Here is an 18,119-nt window from a genome sequence, read left to right on the forward strand (position 1 = left end):
CGTCAAAGCGTGCGAGCGACGTCAAGATGTACGGCGCAGCATAGGGCAAGGGCGCCGTCTGAGACTGGCTTACGGCGGTGTATCCGGCCTTAAGCTGTACTTGAGCTGGCCTTGGCTGAAGCTTCATCCGGCACGCCTTCCAGGGCGGCGCGGGCGGCGGCGAAGGCGCTGGTGACGGCCTCGTGCCGCTCACTGTCGAGGTCCAGCCGGGCACGCGCCACCTTCAGGTGCGCCCTGATCGTGTCGGGCGCTGGGCCGCCGTAGGTCGTGCGCCGCGCCACGAAGGTCGCCGGATCGAGGGCCGCTCTGAGCGCCGCTTCCGGCAGGTCGAGGTTCAGCGCCGCCAGGTCATCTTGCGTCACCTCGGCCAGACTCCGCCCGGTGTCGTGCAGCCGTGCCAGCAAAGCTTTGACCGCCGCGTGCGCCTGCCGGAAGCCGCCCGCCTGCCCGTTATTATCGCCGCCGTGTCCGCTGCGGGCCAGGGCGTCGGCCAGCTCGGTGACCACCGCCTCACCGCTGGCGGCCTCGACCCGCCACTTCGCCCGGTTGATCTGCGGCGAGAGCAGCGTCACCGTCAGCAGCTCTACCGCCTCCCCGAACTCTTTCCACATGGTATGCAGCGGCGGCTGCATGTCCGGCCCCGGATCGTTGATGTCGCCAAACGGGACGTTGTGGGCGCTGAGCACCACGGCGCTGCACGCGCCTATCGCCTTGCTGAGCTTGGTGCGGGCGTGTTCCAGCGCCACCGGATTGCGCTTTTGCGGCATCACGCTCGACCCCTGCACCAGCCCGTCGGCCAGCGTAATCAGCCCCCGCGAGGCCCAGAACAGCAGGTCGTGGACGGCCCGCGACAGGGTGGTGGCCGCCGTTGTCACCGCGCCCGCCGCCTCGACCTGCCAGTCGCTGGTCGACACGGCGTCGTAGGTGTTTTCGACGGGTCTGTCGAAGGCCAGCAGCGCCGAGGTCAACTCCCGGTCGATAGGGAAACTGGTACCGCCCAGGGCCACCGCGCCCATCGGACAGAGGTTCAGGCGGCCCAGCGCCGAGAATAAGCGCTCCACGTCGCGGGCGAGCACGTTCTCCAGGCCGCACAGGTAATGGGCCAACGTGGTCGGCTGGGCCGGTTGGTGGTGGGTGTAGGCCACGATCAGCGTCTGGGCCTCGCGCCCGGCCAGGTCGAGCAGCGTCAATCTCAGGGTAATCAGCCGCACGGCGGCCCGCATTAGACGTGAACGGGCGCTCAGGCGGTAGATGGTCATATCCAGATCGTTGCGCGACAGGGCCGTGCGCAGCGCCCCCGCCGCGCCCTCGTCTGACAACAACAGTTGCCGATCCAAGGTAAAAAACACGTCCTCGATGCTGGGGTCGTGCGGCGGAAACGGCTGGCGGCGCAGCTCCCGCAGCAAGTTGAGTGCCCGGTCGGCGCCCGGCACGCCCTGAGCGCCCAGCATCCAGGCGTGGGCGCTCAGCGCGTCGAACAGGTGCGGCAGCAGGTGGGCGCGGGCGTAGGCGTAATCGGGCGCCAGCACGGCTCTCAGGTAGGTGTCATGCCACACCGGGCGTCTCCGGGGCGTTGCGACTGGGAAGCATGCGTCAATCTAGCGCGGCGCCCGCGTTGCGGTGGACTTTTTTAATTATTTGATCGTTGAATTTAATGCTTTGATCGTTGAATATTTTTTGAGAACGGTTCACGCGTATCTGCGCTACTCTACACACCATCTCAGGTCCAGCGCCCAACCCGTCTGATCCTCGGAGGTCTTCCCATGCGCCCGACACCCTACCACCCGACACCCTACCAACTGACATCCCACAACCTGCTGCCCCTGCTCACGCTACTGCCTGCCCTGCTGCTGGCGCCCGTCGTGGCCCAGTCCCAGGCTCAGACGGCTCCTGCACTCTACAAAGACGCTGGGCAGTCCCCCGAAGCCCGCGCCGCCGATCTGCTAGGCCGCATGACCCTGGCCGAGAAGATCGGGCAGATGACCCAGGCTGAGCGCGGCAACATCAAAGACAGCGCCGACATCGCCAAATACGGCTTCGGCAGCATTCTGTCGGGCGGCGGCAGCGTACCGGAAGGCAACACCCCGGCGAACTGGGCCGACATGATCGACGGCTACCAGAAACGGGCGCTGAGTACCCGCCTGGCCATCCCCTTACTCTACGGAGTGGACGCCGTTCACGGCCACAACAACGTGCAGGGCGCCGTGCTGTATCCGCACAACATCGGGCTGGGCGCCACCCGCAATGCCGATCTGGTGCGCCGCATAGGCCGCGCCACCGCCGAGGAAGTCGCCGCGACCGGCGCCCACTGGACTTTTAGCCCCTGCCTGTGCGTGGTGCGCGATATCCGCTGGGGCCGCAGCTACGAATCCTTCGGTGAGCGCCCCGAACTCGCCAGCCTGCTCAGCTCCGAGATCGACGGTTACCAGGCCACCCCCGGCACGGGCAGCAGCATCCTGGCCACCGCCAAGCACTTCGTCGGTGACGGCGGCACCAGTTACGGCTCGTCGATCAACCCTGAGTACCTGCTCGACCAGGGCGACACCCGACTGACCGAGGCGCAGCTCAGGGCGCTGCATCTGCCACCGTTTCAAGCCGCCGTCAAGAAGAACGTGGCGAGCGTGATGGTGTCGTTTTCCAGCGTGGGCGGCCTCAAGATGCACGCCGACAAAAAGCTCATCACCGACGTGCTCAAGGGTGAACTCGGCTTCAAGGGGTTCGTCATCTCCGACTGGGCGGGCCTCGATCAGATTTCCCCGCAGTACGACCTGAGCGTGCGCACTGCCGTCAACGCCGGAATCGACATGCTGATGGTGCCGGATAACTATCCCCGTTTCGTCCAGACGCTGACCGATGAGGTGAAAGCCGGGCGGGTGTCCCAGGCCCGCATCGACGACGCCGCGTTGCGCATCCTGATTCAGAAGTTCCGCTTCGGCCTCTTCGAGCGCCCCCTGACTGACCGGACGCTGGCCGCAGGCTTCGGCTCGGCGGCGCACCGTGCCCTCGCCCGCCAGGCCGTGCGCGAGTCGCTGGTGCTGCTGAAAAACAGCGGCGTGCTGCCGATCTCCAAAACCGTGCCGCGCCTGCTGGTCACCGGCAGCAACGCCGACGACCTGGGCAACCAGCTCGGCGGCTGGAGCCTGACCTGGCAGGGCAGGAGCGGAAACAGCGCGGTGGGCACCACCATCGCGGCGGGCATCAGGGCGGCGCTTGGCAGCGCCAGCAAGGTCGATGTGGTCGCTGCCGCCTCGCTGAATCCGGCCACCGTCAAAACCTACGACGTGGGCGTCGTGGTCGTCGGCGAGACGCCCTACGCCGAGGGCAAGGGCGACCGCTCGGCGCTGAGCCTCAGTCCCGCCGACGCCGCCGCCATCAGGTCCGTCTGCACCGCCATCAAATGCGTGGTCGTCACGGTATCGGGCCGCCCGGTGATCCTGACCGACCAGCTTTCCAGCATGGGCGCCCTGGTGGCTGCCTGGCTGCCCGGCAGCGAGGGCGCGGGCGTGGCCGACATGCTGTTCGGCGCCCAGCCGTTCACGGGTCGCCTGCCGGTCACCTGGCCAAAGAACATGAATCAGCTTCCGGTGGGCCAGCCGAAAGACGCCAGTGCCCCGCTGTTCGCCTATGGCGCGGGGCTGGACCGGTAAGGCCCGGCCTGTCATTCAGAGCGGCATCCCAAACTGCATCCCAAACTGCTCAGTCGCTGGCCAGAGCCGGGCGGCCCAGTGCCACAGACAGCCGTTCCCCGGCGGCCAGCACGGCACTTCGCAGCTCGTCTTTGTATTTGTAGAAGCGGAAGGCGGGCGCCGAGACGCTGATGCTGGCCAGCACCGAGCCGCGTTCCCCGCGCACCGGCACTGCTATGCAGCACACGCCCTCGTGGACTTCCTCCACGTCGTAGGCGTAGCCCTGGCGGGCGACCTGGGCGAGTTCGGTGGCCAGTTCGTCGGCGGTGGTAATCGAGTTGGGCGTCAGGGCGCTGAGCTGAAAGTTGCCGGTCAGGCGGGCCAGCTCCGTGCTGGATAATTGCGAGAGCAGCACCTTGCCCATTGCCGTGCAGTGCGGCGGCAGGTTGCTGCCCACCACCACCCGCACGGCGCCGTTGCCCTGCACCTCCTCCAGATCGAGCAGGCGGTAGCCCTGCAAGACGCTCAGGTGAATGCTCTCGCCGGTCTGGGCCGCCAATCTGACCATCTCGCGGCGGGTGGCGACCAGCCAGGGAAAACGGCCCTCGGCGCTGCGGGCCAGGCTCAGCAGTTTCAGTCCGGCGCTGTACTGACCGCCCTGCCGGTGCAGCATCCCCAGTTCGGCCAGGCTGGCCAGCAGGTCGTGCGCGGTGGACTTTTTCAGGTGCAGTTCGGCGGCCACGCTGGTCGCGCCCCACACCGGTCTGAGCGGCGTGAAGAGGGCGAGCACCTGGAACGCCTTGGCGACGGTACTCAGCATGTGGCCTGCGCGGCGGCCAGAGCAGATGTCATAAGGCCAGAGCAGATGTCATAAAAAGACCCTTTTTATGACCGAGCGGAGCGAGTAGTGTTGACTGAGCAAGGCGCAGAATGGAGGCGCGGGGAGGCTGTTTTCCCCGTGGCGTAATTCGGAGTACTGCTCTAAATGAGGGTCGGCATGGTGCATTGGACTGCTTAACCGTAGGCGCAGCCTGGATGAAGAAAATGTGAGCCACCGAATGATTGTAAGCTAGGTTGGAATACTGTCAGACAGCTTGCCCTGCGCGACTGGGCGCGGGCGCCAAGCCCTCACCTGGTACCTTGCAGGTCGCGCCCGGCGTCACGGACGAACAACCTGAAATCACGCGCTCGTCGCTACAGCCGACGCCACCTGAACTGTCACCGAACCGGACCGTGATGCTGGCTCTCTCCGCCGCGTTTCATCACGGTCTGGCGGCTTGGTCGTCCGGCGCACTCACCGTCAGGCGCAGGACGCTCGATTTCTGCACGTCCGGGCCGGTGGCGCTCAGTTCCCGTTCGTAGGTGCCCGCTGGAGTGCCGTCTGGCACCATGAATTCCAGCTCGGCCCGGCCTAGGGCGATGCTGGGCGTGTAGCTCTGCCCGAAGGCGCGAACCACCAGCTTGTCGGCGCCGATGACCTGGGCGCTCAGGCGCACCACCTCGCCGGGGCGGGCCGCGTCATTCTCCAGCCGGGCCAGCACTGTCGGCTTGCACGCTGCCGAAGCCGTAGCGTCCGCTGAGGCTGGCGCCGACGCCCCGGCCAGACGAGCTGCGGTACAGACGGGCTGCGGTACAGACGAGCTGCGGTACAGACGAGCTGCGGTACAGACGAGCTGCGGTACAGACGAGCTGCGGTACAGACGGGCTGCGGTACAGACGAGCTGCGGTACAGCGTCAGACCCGACAGCTCGTACCACTGGCGACCCGGCGCGAGCCGGGCGGTCACGGCGCCGCGCACCATGAACGGCGCCGCCGTCCGCAAGCCGCCCGACAGACCGGTGCTCTGAAGGCCGCCGAGCGAGGCGCCGTAACTCTGGGTCAGGTCGGTGGTGTTGCCCCGGTAGGTCAGCACCTGCTGCACCTGGCCGCTCACGGTGTCATCGCCTGCTGCGTTCGGCGCCGCTGAGTTTTGCACGCCTGCCGAGAGGCTCAGGTCGAAGGCCGAGCCGAGCGGGCGTAGCGAGCACTCAAGCTGTCCTGGCGCTGTGACTGGCTGCCCACGCTCTGAAGCTGGCTGCTGAGAGCACTGTACCTGTGCAGCTCCGTATCCAGACCGCGCTGTTCGTCAGGGCGCACCGGCTTTTGCCTTACAGAAAAGGGTCTGGGCGGAAAGCCCACTGCTTTAGCTGTGGGATGGATAGCCCAGCCGCCCGTAGGGCGGGGTGCTGATGCCAAGCGCCAGACCGAAAGCCCTGCCGCGTTGTGGTAGAATTGCAGAGCAAAACCCCGCCGCCTTTCTGAGGAGTCAGGCGCGGGGAACGGCAACACCTTTCAAGGAGGTGACTGCAAATCAAGCCTACCACGCACATGAAAGCCTTTCGCTATCGGCTGCGCCCCACAAAGGCGCAAGAAGCCGCGCTGACCGAGCAACTGAGGTTGTGCCGCCAGCTCTACAACTGCGCTCTGGAAGAACGCATCGGGGCGTACAAGAAAGAGAAAAAGACCATCAGTGGGTACGACCAGATGAAGGCGCTGCCCGAAATCAAGGAAGCCCTGCCGGAATACAAGGGCGTCTATTCCCAGGTGCTTCAGGACGTTCTGAAGCGGTTGGACAGGACCTATCAGAGCTTTTTTCGGCGGGTCAAGCAGGGCGCAAAGAAAGTAGGCTTCCCCAGGTTCAAGGGGGCGGGTTGGTACGATTCGCTGACCTATCCGCAGCTCGGTTTCAGCGTGTCCGGGGACGTGGCGTATTTCTCCAAAATCGGGAACATCCGGTTGCGTCTGAGTCGCCCGCTGGAAGGCAAGCTCAAGACAGCGACCATCACGCGAGATTGTGGGGAGTGGTACGTCAGCTACGTCTGCGAGGTAGAACCCCAGCCGCTTCCCGAAACGGGAAGCTCAGTGGGCGTAGACGTGGGGACAACGTGGTTTGCCATCACGTCAGATGGGGAATTTGTGGAAAACCCACGGTATCTCCAGGGCAGCATGAAGAAGCTCAGGGTGGTTCAGCGCTCTCTGAGCCGCAAGAAACGCGGTTCGGGTCAGCGCAAGAAGGTCAAGGCACAGGTTGCCAAGTTGCACCGCAAGGTTCGCCGTCAGCGGTTGGATTTCCACCACAAGACGGCGGCAAAACTGGTCAGGGGAAACGACCTCATCGCCCACGAGGATTTGAACGTGGGTGGTCTGGGGCGCGGCAACCTTGCCAGAGCAATTCACGATGTGGGTTGGGGTCAATTCTTTCAAATCCTTGCCGCCAAAGCTGCAAACGCTGGGCGTCAAGTTGCGCGAGTCAACCCGGCATACACCTCGCAAGCCTGCCACCAGTGCGGGCATACCTGCAAGGCCAACCGGGTCAGTCAATCGCGCTTTGTGTGCGTCAACTGCGGGCATCAGGACAATGCCGATGTGAACGCAGCACGCAACATCTTGGGACGGGCAGTCCCTTTAAGCCAGAACGTAGCGGCAGTCAGCGCAAGCGTGGTTTAAGAATCCCACGGTTTCAACCGTGGGAGTGTCAACGGGAGGCTGGCGACACCGCTTCCGAAGACGCTGCATCTGGAGACTGGCCCATGCCCTTATCGACGGCCCGCTGAATGAATTTGACGGCCTTGAGGGTGCTCAGTCCCAGGTAGCGGGCGACCTGAGATTCGTCGTGGGTTAACTTCAGCATCCGTAGCCCGGCGTGGTTGCGCAGCGCCCGCCAGGCCTGGTAGGGCACGTTGGCCTGGCGGCAGATGCCGAACAGCACCCCGCGAATCAGGTGGTCGTTGTCCAATTCAGGGAAGACCCGGCCCTCGCCGCCGAAAAGCCGGGTCACGCCTTGGCGGTGGGCGTGGGCTTCCAGCGCGGCGTGGAGGGCGGCGCCGGTCGGCACCTCGCGGCCCCGCACGCTCAGCACGCCGCCGCCGAAGGCCATATCGCGCCACTCCAGCGCCGCCACCTCCGGGCCGGTCAGCCCCGCGTGGGCGCCGAGCAGCACCAGCGCCTGACCCTGGGCGCCGCCGTGAATCAGCATCCGTTCGATCTCCTCTACGGTGTAGGCCTGTTTGTGCAGCGCCGGGTCGTTGCTGGGCGCCTCCACGGCGGCAAACGGGTCGCTCACCGCCAGGCCGACCTCAGGGTGTTGCAGGGCGGTGTACAGGTTCCGGGCGTGTGCCAGACGGTTGATGACGCTGGCCGGGGTGTCCGGGTGCTTGTGCTGCAAAAATGCCAGATACGCCGCGCCCAGGTTGTCAGTCGGCGCCGAGACGCTCTCGCCCGTCTCGAAGGCCCAGCGCAGGAAAACCCGGCAGCCGCTGAGGTTGTTGCGCCGGGTGGCGTCGCCGGGTTTGCCGGGCAAGTAGGCTTCGGTGGCGGCCAGTACGCCTTCCAGATCGCGCCGCGCCAGCAACTGACGAATCTCGTGGACTCCCATCTTTTGAATATATATGATTTTGGCGGAACAAGCCCTCAAGTCAACACCTTCAACACCTCTGGAACAAGGACGGCCAGGCGGGAGTGGACTCGCCGAGTTCCGCAGGGGAGGCATGGAGCGCCATTCTGGCAGTCCCGAAACGGTAGCCTGGCCGCACGCCGCGTGGCCCTCGTTCCGGAGCTGCTCGCCACGCTGCTGGGTGTCGGCGTAGGCGTGGAGGTGCTGGAGCCGGAGCGCGGTGGGCGGCCTCGCTGAACTTTGCCGTCTCACTCCGGTCGGCCAGTTCTGGTAAGCCAGGTCTGATCTGGAGGCTGGAGACGATGAGGCGCCGTTGCGTTTACTGGTAACAGGCGTTGACGGCTGGTCAGTCTTTCTTTGACGTGACCGCGACGGAGCATGAGCAAGTACGCCTGAATGGCATGAAAACTTCCAAAACATTCAGTAAGCAAAAGCCCGGTCCTGGTGTGTATCTGTACGTTTTTGGTACTTCTTCATTCAACTTTTATCCTCTGCCAAAGACCGCAGGCCGTAAGAGATTTGAGAGGAAGGTTTCGATAATTTCACGGTTATGGACGCGGCAGGGATCGGGTGGTGAACAGTGGGCGGCGGCGCACACCATCCGCGCTCACCGCTCAGAATCTGCCGCGCCTGGTGGTGGTCTCGGAGGTCGCTCAGCCGCTGGTCGAGGCGCTGATCCGCCACCTGTCGGTGCTGGCCGACTGGACCGTACAGGCCCACAGCCGCGTCTCCGGGCTGCTGGAGGCGGCTGCCGAAGACGGCCCCAACCTGGTGATCCTGGAACTGGGCGCTCAACTCGGCGACGCCGTGGCGCTGCTGGAGCACGCCAAACTGGCCTGGCCCACCACGGCGTTTTTGCTGTTCACCGTCACCGACGAGCCAGACGTCTCCGGCCTGATCGAGCGTTTCGGTCTGATGACGGTGCTGCACCAGCCGAGCGTCAGAACTTTGTGCCAGACCGTAGAGCGCGAGATGTCGGGCTTGAGTTTCGGTCTGCTGCGCGGGCTGTCGCTGCCCAGCATGCTCCAGATGCTGCACTGGGACAAAAAAAGTGTCTCGGTGCTGGTCTCGTGCCAGTCCGGTGTCAGTCAGTCGGGTGCCGGTCAGTCGAGTGCCGGTCAATTCGGTGCGGGTCAGTCCAGCTCAGGGCCAGCCGGAACCGGTGCGCCTGACGCTGCCCACTCCACCTGGGGCCGCCTGCACCTCAGCGACGGTGAACTGTTCGACGCCTACGTGCACCGCAGCCGGGCGACCGGCGAGGCGGCGGCGCTGGAAATCCTGTCCTGGGAGGAGGTCACGCTGTTTCTGGAGCGCTCGTACCACAACCATCGCCGCGTCGTCGTGCGGCCACTGGCGCACCTGCTGATGGCTGCCATGCAGCAAAAAGACGAGGAGGTCCGGATGCGCGACGATCTGGACACCCTCGACCTGATTCTCGACGACGACGATCCGGAGGACGAGATGTTTTTCAGACGTAAACCCACCGCTCTGCCAGCCCAGCTCTCTGGGGCTCTTGAACTTCTGCCTCAGCCGGTGCCAGCAGCCGTTTTGGATGCAACCGTACCAGAAGCAACCGTACCAGAAGCAGTCACACCAGAAGCGACCGTACCAGACGCCGCTACACCGTCCAGGCCCAGAAAACCGGCGGGCAAAAAATCACCGCCGCCAAGCCCTGATCCTCTCGTCGCCATCGATTTTCCCGCGCCGGAGGCCGCCGAGCCGGTCTCGTCTCCAGAACTCAGGGCTCCACCCGCTCCACCTTCCCCCTCAGCTTTGTCGGGCGAACGCCTGCCCGTGACTGCGCCGCCTTCCCTTCCACCCACCGTTCACACACTTTCCGAGGTCACTATGGCAAACGTAAAAACCACCCTGGACTCCCTGCTCAACGACATCGACGGCAGCATGGCCGTGGCGCTGGTCGATTTTCAAAGCGGCATGGCGCTGGGCACCGCAGGCACCGGCATCAACCTCGACGTCGCCGCAGCGGGCAACACCGAAGTGGTGCGGGCCAAGATGCGGGTTATGGACTCCCTGGGCATCAAAGGCCAGATCGAGGACATCCTGATTACGCTCGAAACCCAGTACCACATCATCTACCTGGTGCCCAACCAGAGCCTGTTTCTGTACCTGGTGCTGGCCAGAGACCGCGCCAACCTGGCGATGGCCCGCTACAAGCTCAAGGCCATCGGCAACGACCTGAAAATCTGAGCAAGTCCGGTCGACACCAAGCAGGAGCCCAGACATTCTCGCCTGGGCTCCTGTTTGTCATGAACCGACTCGGTGTTGAATCGGCCCCGTATGACCTACTTGTTACTTGCTTGCTTGTTACTTGCCGCGCAACGGCACGGGCTTGGCGTTGTTGATGTCAAAGCCGCTGTTGGGGTCTTTCGGTGTGTTCTGGAGGAAGGCCCGCATCTGCCACTGGAACTTCTCGATGTTGGTCTCGACTTCCTGAAGCAGATTGGAGGTGCTGGGATCGACCTTCTCCACATCGTTGATACGCTGGTGGATGCGCTGGCCCACCGTCTCGTACTGGTAGGTAAAGAACTGGATCACCTGCGAGTCGTCGATGAAGCCCGCCTGGATCTCCGGCAAGCGCGAGGTGGCCACGATGGTGATGGCCCGCCCGTCGCTCGACGCGCCCACGGCGAGCTGGCGCTCGGCGACCATATCGGCGTCCTTGCTGATCTGCTCGTAGTGGTCCTGAAGCAGCTCGTGCAGGGAGTACCACAGCGTGCCCGACACGTTCCAGTGGGCCTGCTTGGTCTGGAGCTGAAGGGCCTGCAACTCGGTGAGGGTGTTTTGCAGCGCCGCGACGCTGGCCTTCAGGTTCTCGGTGCCAGCCGAGGGCAGCCTGGTGGCCTGGTTGTAGGGCAGCGGCGAGTTGGTGCCGGTGCTCTGCGCGGTGGGCTGGCCGCTGGTCGATTCCGGCTTGTTGATGTTGGTCGCCGGAATCTGTGAGGCGCTGGCCTGGGCAGTACTGGCCTGTGCGGCGTTCTGGGCGTCGGCGCCGCCTGCCAGAGCGGAGGTCAGGAGCAGGGCGGACAGGACGCTCAGGTGCTGGATGGTGTTGCGCTTCATGGGGGCTCCTTGTGTTGCTGAATGTGGTGCTGGATGTGCTGCTCAATGTGCGGCCAGTGGGCCGCGTCCGGTGTGCAAGGTACGGACCCCTTGTTAAGCGGGTGCAAGAATTCCGGCTGCCTCAAGACCACCTGATGGCCCGGCCAAGGTCCGGCAAAGCTTCCTTCAATGAGTCCTCATTTCCGCGCCAGGAGGGAACTTTCGGCTTCAATTCGGTCTGGCCTGGTCGTGTAACCTGTGGCCATGACCAGCCGACCATTCCTCACTGTGTCCGGCCCCCTACAAGCCAGCACCGGCCCGATCAGCACCGGCCCGACCAGCACCGGCCCGACCAGCACTGACTCGGCCACGGGCGCCTGAGCCGGTGCGCCTGCTGCTGGTGGAAGACGATCCGCGCATCGCTCACCCCACCATGCGTGCCCTGAGCGACGCCGGGCATCAGGTTCGGGTCGAGAATGACGGCCACCGGGGTCTGGCCGCCGCCCGCGCCGGAGCCTACGACGCCCTGCTGCTCGACGTGATGCTGCCCGGTCAGGGCGGGTTCGAGGTGGCGCGGACCCTGCGGCGCGAAAAGGTGGCGACCCCGATCATCTTCGTGACGGCCCGCAGCGCCCTGGCTGACCGGGTAGAGGGGCTCGACCTCGGCGGCGACGCCTACCTGATCAAGCCCTTCGAGCTGCCTGAGTTGCTGGCGACCCTGCGGGCGGTGGTGCGCCGGGGTGAGACGGCCCGCAGCGCCCAGATCAGCTTCGCGCAGGGTGCCGGGCTGCTCGACGCCAGCACCCGGCAGGTCTGGTGGCAGGGTCAGGCGGTCGGCTGCACTGCCCGCGAGTACGCGCTGCTCGAAGCGCTGGTGGTGTCGCAGGGCCGGTGGTTTACCCGTGACGAACTGCTCTCGAAGGTCTGGGGGCCGGAGTTTACCGGCGAGCCGCGTGTGGTGGACGTGTACGTCAGCTACCTGCGCCGCAAGCTGTGCGTAGGGGCGCTGGCCAGTTCACGCGGCCTGGGCTACCGGGTGCCGTGAGCAGCCTGGGCCGGTGGGGGCTGGGCCAGTCCGGTCCACTCAGATCCAGTCCGGGCCGCGCCGGGCTGAGGCACCTCGATCTGAGCATCCGCGCCCGGCTGGCCCTGGGCATGGCCGTCATCACCGTGCTGGTGGTGCTGTGCGTGGCGGCGGTGCAGTACCTGACCCTCAGCTCGTTTCTGGCACTGGGCGAACGGCAACGCCTGGAGCTGCTGATCCCCCGCATCGAGGGGCAGATTGCCGGATCACGGACGTTCACGAGCGCCGTGCTGGCCCGCGCCAATCTGCCGCGCAGTGTGGATGTCCGGGTGATTCAGGCGGGCCGGGTGGTGGCGCTCAGCGGCGAGTTTCCGGCGATAGGCGAGGGCCTGCCGCCCGGCTACGCCCTGCGCGGCAACCACAACGTGCTGGTCCGCCGCCTGGAGGTGCGCGGGACGGTGCTGACCTTGCAACTCGCCAGCGACGTGCTGGGCGTGGTCGATCCGCTGCGGGCCTACCTGAATGCCCTGTCGGTGTCGGCGCCGGTCGCGGCGGTGCTGGTGGCGCTGCTGAGCTTCGCGCACGCCGGGCGGCTGCTCAGGCCGCTGGCCCGCTTGCAGGCGGCGGCGGCGGCGGTGGGCCGGGGGGCGAGTCTGCGCACGCCGCTGCCGGAAGCTGGGCGCCGCGACGAACTCGGTCAGCTCGCCCGCGTACTCCAGACCTCCTTCGGGCAGGTGGCCGACGTGCGCGAGCGCGAGGAGAGTTTTACCCGCGCCGCCGCCCACGATCTGCGCTCGCCGCTCTCGGCGCTCAAGACCCGGCTCCAGGGCGCCTTGGCCGGGCCGCGCGACCCCGGCGAGCTGCGCGAGGAGATCGCCGAGGCCCTGTGCGACGTCGAGCGGATGCGCCGCCTGACCGAGCACCTGCTGACGCTGGCCAGCGGCGCTCAGGGCGTCAGGCTCAGGCCGCTCGAGCTGGCCGGGGTGGTGGGCGAGGCGGTGGACCGCGCCCGTGAACGCGCTCCCGACACGCCGCTGGACTTCGCCACGCGGGGTGACACCACAGTGCTGGGCGACGCCTCGCTGATCACGCACCTGATTCAGAATCTGCTCGACAACGCCCTGCGCCACGGCGGCGGCGCGGCCATGCGGGTCAGCGTGACCGGCACCCCGACCGGGGCCACGCTGAGGGTGTCCGACAGCGGCCCAGGCGTCCCCACGGACGCCCTGCCGCACCTGACCAAGCCGTTTTACCAACTCGACGCGGCGCGGGGCGGCGAGGGCAACGGCCTGGGCCTGGCCATCGTGCAGCGCGTGGTGGACGCCCACGGCGCCAGTCTGGCCTTCGAGGGCGGCCTGCCCGGCGGTCTGGACGTCGTGGTGGCCTTTCCCCGCAGCGGGCCTGAAGCCGAAGGTGCGGCGCCCGACTGAGTGGCCTCCAGCCTGGGTCCAACTGGGTGGACGTACTGGGTAGGCGTCCCTTGCCGCCCAGCCGTGAAAGAAATTCGCCACCTTAAGATTTCTTGTCGATGTGGCCTTTTTAACCCTGGTCCAACGCAGGTGTCGTGTAATCGACTCAGTGCCAGTCAACTTCCGCTCATCGACTGCTACAGGAGAACTGACATGACCTATCTGCAACGCAACTGGACCGGTGTGCTGCTGCTCGCCGCCTTTGGCTGGATTCACTATATCGCCGTGCCCGACAAGATTCAGGAAACGGCCTATCTGGGCTGGCTCTACATCCTGCTGGTGGCGGGCTGCGCGGCGGCGGGCGCCTGGCTGCTGAGCGCCCAGGAACGCAGCGGCTACGCGCTGGGGCTGCTGATCGCGGCGGGCTCCATCGTCTTTTTCGTGCTGACCCGCACCGTCGGGCTGCCGCACGCCACGGGCGACATCGGCAACTGGGGCGAACCGGCGGGCATCGCCGCGCTGCTGACCGAGGCGGCTTTTGCGGCGCTGGCGATCACCAGGTTGCGCCGACCGGTCCTAGCCGTCAGCGAAAGCGTGGCCAACCCGGTCAACCGGTCGCGCTAGAGCAGATGTCATAAAAAGACCCTTTTTATGACCGAGTGGAGCGAGTAGTGTTGACTGAGCAGGACGCAGAATGGAGGCGCGGGGAGGCTGTTTTCCCCGTGGCGTAATTCGGAGTACTGCTCTGATACCAGGCCCGGAGCGGCGCCCACCGAGTTCCGAAGCCCAGGTCGGGTGCTCTACGAACGCCCAACCGACGGTTTGTTCCCTGTTTGTCTGCCGAGGCAGCGCAACTGAACCCGTGCTCGTCTCCACCTTATTAACGACCGGGCCTGCTGACAACCAAGCAGGGCTGGTGGTCTCAGCGGGCCGGGGCCAACGCCTTCGGCCCGCTGGCATGCCCCCGAATCTGATACAAGGGGTTGGATGCCCGCCTCACCCCAACTCCTGCTGCTCTCCAACGGCGCGGCGGAAGACCTGATCGGTGCCCGGTTGCTGAGCCTGACCGGACGCCCGGCGAGCGTGCTGCCGCTGGTCGGTGCAGGCAGGGCCTACCGCTCCGTGCCGGACACCCGGCTCGTCGGCCCGCCTCTGGAGTTGCCCAGCGGCGGCTTTCCGTTCGGCAGCGGCGCCAATCTGAGGTCGGATGTGCAGGCCGGACTGATCTCGGCCTCGCTGCGCCAGTGGGCGGCGGCATTCCGGGCGGCCCGGACGGTGGCGGCGGTGGTGGTCGTGGGCGACGCCTACGCGCTGGGCATCGGCTGGGCGGCGGCGGCGCGGGCCGGGGCGCCCCTGATTCACCTTCAGCCGCTGCTGAGCGCCCACTACACCGAGCGCCTGGGCCTGCGCGGCGCCCTGAGCGAACTCAACGCGCTGGGCGCCAACATCCCCATGCCCTACGAGCTGAGTCTGGCCCGGCGTGCCCACTCGGTCTTCGTGCGGGACCACACCACCGCCGACTACTACGCGGCGCGGGGTGTGGCCGCCCGCTGGGTCGGCAGTTTCGCCATGGACGTGCTGCCCGCCGCCGGGTGCGCCCTCCCCGAAGCTTATCTCGCCGGGCGCCCCGTTCTGGCGCTGCTGCCCGGCTCGCGGGCCGACCACCGAGGCAGCCTGCCGCTGATGCTCGAAGCCGCCGCGAGGTTGCCCGACCTGGCCGCCCTGGTCGCCTGGCCACACGACTGGCAGGCGGTGACGCTGCCGCATGGATGGACCCTGGACGTTCACGACGAGCACGAGGCCACGGCGGGACACGGCGGCGCCCAGGTTCGGCTGCTGCGCGGCGCCTTCGGGGCCATCGCCCGGCGGGCTGATCTGGCGATCGGCACGTCCGGCACGGCCAACGAGCAACTGGCCGGGCTGGGCGTGCCGGTGATCGGGTTCGCTACGGCGGGGCCGCAGTACACCGCCGGTTTCGCCCGCCGCCAGGCCCGGCTGCTCGGCCAGGCGTTGACCCTGACGGAGCCACGCAAGCTGGTCGAAGCGGTCCAGGCCCTGCGTTCAGACGGTGCCCGGCGAGCCCGCGCCGCCCACGACGGCATCAGCCGCATCGGCCCGGCGGGCGCTCTGGGGGTGGTCGCCGGGGAATTGCAGACCTTGCTGGGGGCAGCCTACCCGCTGTGAGGTCAGCACCTTATCCGTGAAGGTCTGTCGGTACCGATAAACCAATGGTGCGGACAGTGGTGAAGTGGAGCCACGACCAGGGGTCTCCTGTACGGTGAGGTCAGTTGACCACACAAACAAGGAGACCCGATGACTGGTTTACCTGGGTTGGTTTACCTGGGCTGCCCGCCCTGCTGGCCATCCCTGGGCGCCTGAACGCCCGGACCTTCAGCCGCTGCGCTGGACCGGCTGGAACGAACGTACCCTGCGCCGCTGGTCGGCCAAATCGGTCTCAGTTGCAGCTTTCCCGCTGGTAGCCTGAAGCGCTTCCGGACGCCAGGCCCAGATCCCGCTTCAGGAAATTGACGTTCAGAGCATTGGCCAGGGTGCAGTCGAGGGTCACGTTGTACTCCACGTTCAGGGCCAGTTTGCCCCGCTTGGCGTATTCGGCCAGCGGCGCACATTCGTTGTACTGCTGGCACTGCTCGTTCAGAATAGCGTCGAACTTGTCGACCATTGCCTTGCCGGTTTTATCTTTGAGCAAAATCTTGTCCGGACCGTTTTTCTGGAAGATGGCCAGGCCATGCGCGTGCGCCTGGTCGGCGACCCAGCCGTTGAAGTCGATCTGCTGCTGGGTCGTGATCTTGCCGCCACGCACATTCTGGTCGTTTTGCATGTTGTCGGGGTCGATGGCGGCAAAGCCCTTGTCCTTGCACATCTGAAACCGGTTGTTCAGAATGGCGGCCAGCGCCGAGTTCGGTTTGAACACGTCATTGATGTCCAGAAAATACTCGTCGGGCCAGTCGGGGTCCTGCTGAAGTTTCAGGTACGCCGGGTACTGGGCGGCGTCAGGCCGGTAGGGTTCGTAACTGCCGACATCCAGATAACAGACGGTATACAGGCCCTGGGCGTTGAGTTGCGCGATCTTGCCCGCCGAGATGGCGAATCCGTCGACGTCGATCATCTTGGCCCCGGCGGGGACCACCACTTCGGCGTCGGTCCCGGCGCTGAGCTGCAAATCCCAGATGATCTTCCCGCTGGGCGGCAACTTGATGCCGGAGGCAGTCGGCGCGCTTGGCGCAGGCATGGGCACTGGGGCCGGTACGGGGAGCGGCGTCGGTGCAGGGGTTGGCGTCGGAACCGGTGAGGGTGCTGGGGCCGGAGTGGGGGCTGGGGCCGGAGTGGGAGTCGGCTTGGGTGGGGGGGTCGGCGCCGGAGCGGGTTTAGGGGCCGGATTGGCTGCCGGAGTGCTCACCGCGTCGATCATCAGGTAATCTACCACCGCCTCACCGCCATTCAGGTCGTCGCCGTTGAGCAGGCTCAGATTCAGCCGGTCACCGGGCGCCAGATCAACCGTGGCCAGCGTCAGGGGTGCGTAGCTGCCCGAACCGAGTTCACCGCGCCCAAGTTCCTGTTTGCTGCGCCGCAGGGTAAGCAACGGGCGCAGTGGGCCGCCGCTGGCTCTGGCCTGCACCCGCACGGTGTAGCGGCCAGCCACCAGCGTGGCCGGTACACTAAAACGGACACTGCTCCCGGTAGAGGCCAGACTCACGGCCTGACCACCACTGGCCGCCGCGTCGTCAATCACCTCGGCGTCGCGCAGCCGCCCAGGCTCGGCGATGGAGAGCGGTTGCAGGTCTTCCGTACCGAGAACAGCGCGCTCGGCCTCCCACTGCTGCGCCGCCGGGAGTTCGGCTGGACTGGCCGTGGACCTGACTTCACCCCCACATGAACTCAGCAGGCTCACCGTGAGGAGTAGAGCGAACGAAGGAGCGAACTGAGCAGACAGGCTTTTTTTGTTCATGAACGGCAGCGTACAGGCGGGAAATGTGCATCATTGTCGGATTTTCGGCAGTCTCTGACGATTTTCTGACGTTGGGTGAGTAACTGAGAACTTCGTGTGTACGCCGAGGATTTGTCGCGTTGACAGGGTGATTTCTTACAAGTTTATCACTCCGGTATGGTCTCGAAACATGTCGCCCGCCTCTTTAACATCAGTTTTTCGCCAAGACACATATAAGTCAGGGCAGTTTTCCGCATTTTTAGCACCCTAGTCTACACTTTCTGTAAGGACATTAACAAGGAGAATTTTATCAGATTTTTCATTAAATCACCCTGTTTCTTAAAGCTGATTACGATCTAAGCGTGAACCACTGGTGCCTTCAGTTCTCATTCACGTACTGTCTTTTATTGAAAAAACCGACCACATACCGAATTGGCAGGGGCCAGGTTCTATCGATGTCTGCTTTTCCGGGCATCGAACCATGAGAACAAACCAATCCTCACCGCTTTGATTTACATCAGATCTCACGGTGGGTCCGCCCCGACTGGTGTGCCTCCTCCCAGGCTGGTGTCAGACCGAAGGTGAGCAGCAAGCCATTTCCCGAACTTCGGGGCAAAGACAC

14 protein-coding genes are annotated in these 18,119 nt (G+C 65.5%); 7 read left to right on the top strand and 7 right to left on the bottom strand.

The genetic code is table 11. The annotated features are described in order from the left end of the window. Positions 1–89: 89 nt before the first annotated feature. Positions 90–1,556, bottom strand: coding sequence for a lyase family protein (locus tag Q0R23_RS11035; protein ID WP_293912992.1), 1,467 nt, complete (start codon positions 1,554–1,556; stop codon positions 90–92). Between the two features lie 207 nt (positions 1,557–1,763). Between Q0R23_RS11035 and Q0R23_RS11040 the strand changes: the two genes are divergently transcribed. Beyond that, a complete protein-coding gene (locus Q0R23_RS11040) occupies positions 1,764–3,647 on the top strand; it encodes a glycoside hydrolase family 3 protein (protein ID WP_293912994.1) in 1,884 nt (627 codons plus the stop codon). A 49-nt stretch (positions 3,648–3,696) separates the two neighbouring features. On the opposite strand, the gene Q0R23_RS11045 is transcribed toward Q0R23_RS11040, so the two are convergent. From Q0R23_RS11045 to Q0R23_RS11055, 3 genes are all read right to left on the bottom strand, one after another. Then, entirely contained in the window at positions 3,697–4,446 is a 750-nt protein-coding gene (locus Q0R23_RS11045) for an IclR family transcriptional regulator (protein ID WP_293912996.1), read from the bottom strand. 442 nt (positions 4,447–4,888) lie between these two features. Continuing rightward, a complete protein-coding gene (locus Q0R23_RS11050; protein WP_293912998.1) occupies positions 4,889–5,167 on the bottom strand; it encodes a hypothetical protein in 279 nt (92 codons plus the stop codon). Beyond that, entirely contained in the window at positions 5,113–5,559 is a 447-nt protein-coding gene (locus Q0R23_RS11055; protein WP_293913000.1) for a hypothetical protein, read from the bottom strand. Before Q0R23_RS11055 ends, Q0R23_RS11050 begins: the two co-directional genes overlap by 55 nt. Positions 5,560–5,993: 434 nt before the next feature. Between Q0R23_RS11055 and Q0R23_RS11060 the strand changes: the two genes are divergently transcribed. After that, complete coding sequence (locus Q0R23_RS11060) at positions 5,994–7,112, top strand: transposase (protein ID WP_293913002.1); 1,119 nt, start codon at positions 5,994–5,996, stop codon at positions 7,110–7,112. A 28-nt stretch (positions 7,113–7,140) separates the two neighbouring features. Here Q0R23_RS11060 and Q0R23_RS11065 read toward each other — a convergent pair whose 3' ends face one another. Further along, positions 7,141–8,040: an integrase gene (locus tag Q0R23_RS11065; protein ID WP_293913004.1), complete on the bottom strand. Its 900-nt coding sequence runs from the start codon at positions 8,038–8,040 to the stop codon at positions 7,141–7,143. 591 nt (positions 8,041–8,631) lie between these two features. Here Q0R23_RS11065 and Q0R23_RS11070 point away from each other — a divergent pair. Next, positions 8,632–10,266, top strand: coding sequence for a DUF4388 domain-containing protein (locus Q0R23_RS11070; protein ID WP_293913006.1), 1,635 nt, complete (start codon positions 8,632–8,634; stop codon positions 10,264–10,266). Between the two features lie 117 nt (positions 10,267–10,383). On the opposite strand, the gene Q0R23_RS11075 is transcribed toward Q0R23_RS11070, so the two are convergent. Then, a complete protein-coding gene (locus Q0R23_RS11075) occupies positions 10,384–11,139 on the bottom strand; it encodes a Dps family protein (RefSeq protein ID WP_293913008.1) in 756 nt (251 codons plus the stop codon). Positions 11,140–11,503: 364 nt separating this feature from the next. Between Q0R23_RS11075 and Q0R23_RS11080 the strand changes: the two genes are divergently transcribed. From Q0R23_RS11080 to Q0R23_RS11095, 4 genes are all read left to right on the top strand, one after another. After that, a complete protein-coding gene (locus tag Q0R23_RS11080; protein ID WP_293913010.1) occupies positions 11,504–12,163 on the top strand; it encodes a response regulator transcription factor in 660 nt (219 codons plus the stop codon). Next, positions 12,160–13,572 carry a HAMP domain-containing sensor histidine kinase gene (locus Q0R23_RS11085; protein ID WP_293913012.1) on the top strand — a complete coding sequence of 471 codons (1,413 nt, stop codon included), beginning with the start codon at positions 12,160–12,162 and terminating at the stop codon, positions 13,570–13,572. Before Q0R23_RS11080 ends, Q0R23_RS11085 begins: the two co-directional genes overlap by 4 nt. 192 nt (positions 13,573–13,764) lie before the next feature. Then, a complete protein-coding gene (locus tag Q0R23_RS11090) occupies positions 13,765–14,175 on the top strand; it encodes a hypothetical protein (RefSeq protein ID WP_293913014.1) in 411 nt (136 codons plus the stop codon). Positions 14,176–14,538: 363 nt separating this feature from the next. Then, positions 14,539–15,735: a lipid-A-disaccharide synthase-related protein gene (locus tag Q0R23_RS11095; protein WP_293913016.1), complete on the top strand. Its 1,197-nt coding sequence runs from the start codon at positions 14,539–14,541 to the stop codon at positions 15,733–15,735. Between the two features lie 271 nt (positions 15,736–16,006). On the opposite strand, the gene Q0R23_RS11100 is transcribed toward Q0R23_RS11095, so the two are convergent. After that, the gene (locus Q0R23_RS11100) at positions 16,007–17,518 is read right to left on the bottom strand and encodes an endo alpha-1,4 polygalactosaminidase (protein ID WP_293913017.1); all 1,512 of its coding nucleotides are present in this window, start codon (positions 17,516–17,518) and stop codon (positions 16,007–16,009) included. Between the last annotated feature and the right edge of the window lie 601 nt (positions 17,519–18,119).

The organism is Deinococcus sp. (genome assembly GCF_025362455.1).
Taxonomy (GTDB): Bacteria; Deinococcota; Deinococci; order Deinococcales; family Deinococcaceae; genus Deinococcus.

What these genes read in the sequence shown, in the direction of transcription:
- Q0R23_RS11040 (WP_293912994.1), top strand. Translation starts at nt 1,764, where the DNA reads ATGCGCCCGACACCCTACCACCCGACACCCTACCAACTGACATCCCAC.
- Q0R23_RS11045 (WP_293912996.1), bottom strand. Translation starts at nt 4,446, where the DNA reads ATGCTGAGTACCGTCGCCAAGGCGTTCCAGGTGCTCGCCCTCTTCACG.
- Q0R23_RS11060 (WP_293913002.1), top strand. Translation starts at nt 5,994, where the DNA reads ATGAAAGCCTTTCGCTATCGGCTGCGCCCCACAAAGGCGCAAGAAGCC.
- Q0R23_RS11065 (WP_293913004.1), bottom strand. Translation starts at nt 8,040, where the DNA reads ATGGGAGTCCACGAGATTCGTCAGTTGCTGGCGCGGCGCGATCTGGAA.
- Q0R23_RS11075 (WP_293913008.1), bottom strand. Translation starts at nt 11,139, where the DNA reads ATGAAGCGCAACACCATCCAGCACCTGAGCGTCCTGTCCGCCCTGCTC.
- Q0R23_RS11090 (WP_293913014.1), top strand. Translation starts at nt 13,765, where the DNA reads ATGACCTATCTGCAACGCAACTGGACCGGTGTGCTGCTGCTCGCCGCC.
- Q0R23_RS11095 (WP_293913016.1), top strand. Translation starts at nt 14,539, where the DNA reads ATGCCCGCCTCACCCCAACTCCTGCTGCTCTCCAACGGCGCGGCGGAA.
- Q0R23_RS11100 (WP_293913017.1), bottom strand. Translation starts at nt 17,518, where the DNA reads ATGAACAAAAAAAGCCTGTCTGCTCAGTTCGCTCCTTCGTTCGCTCTA.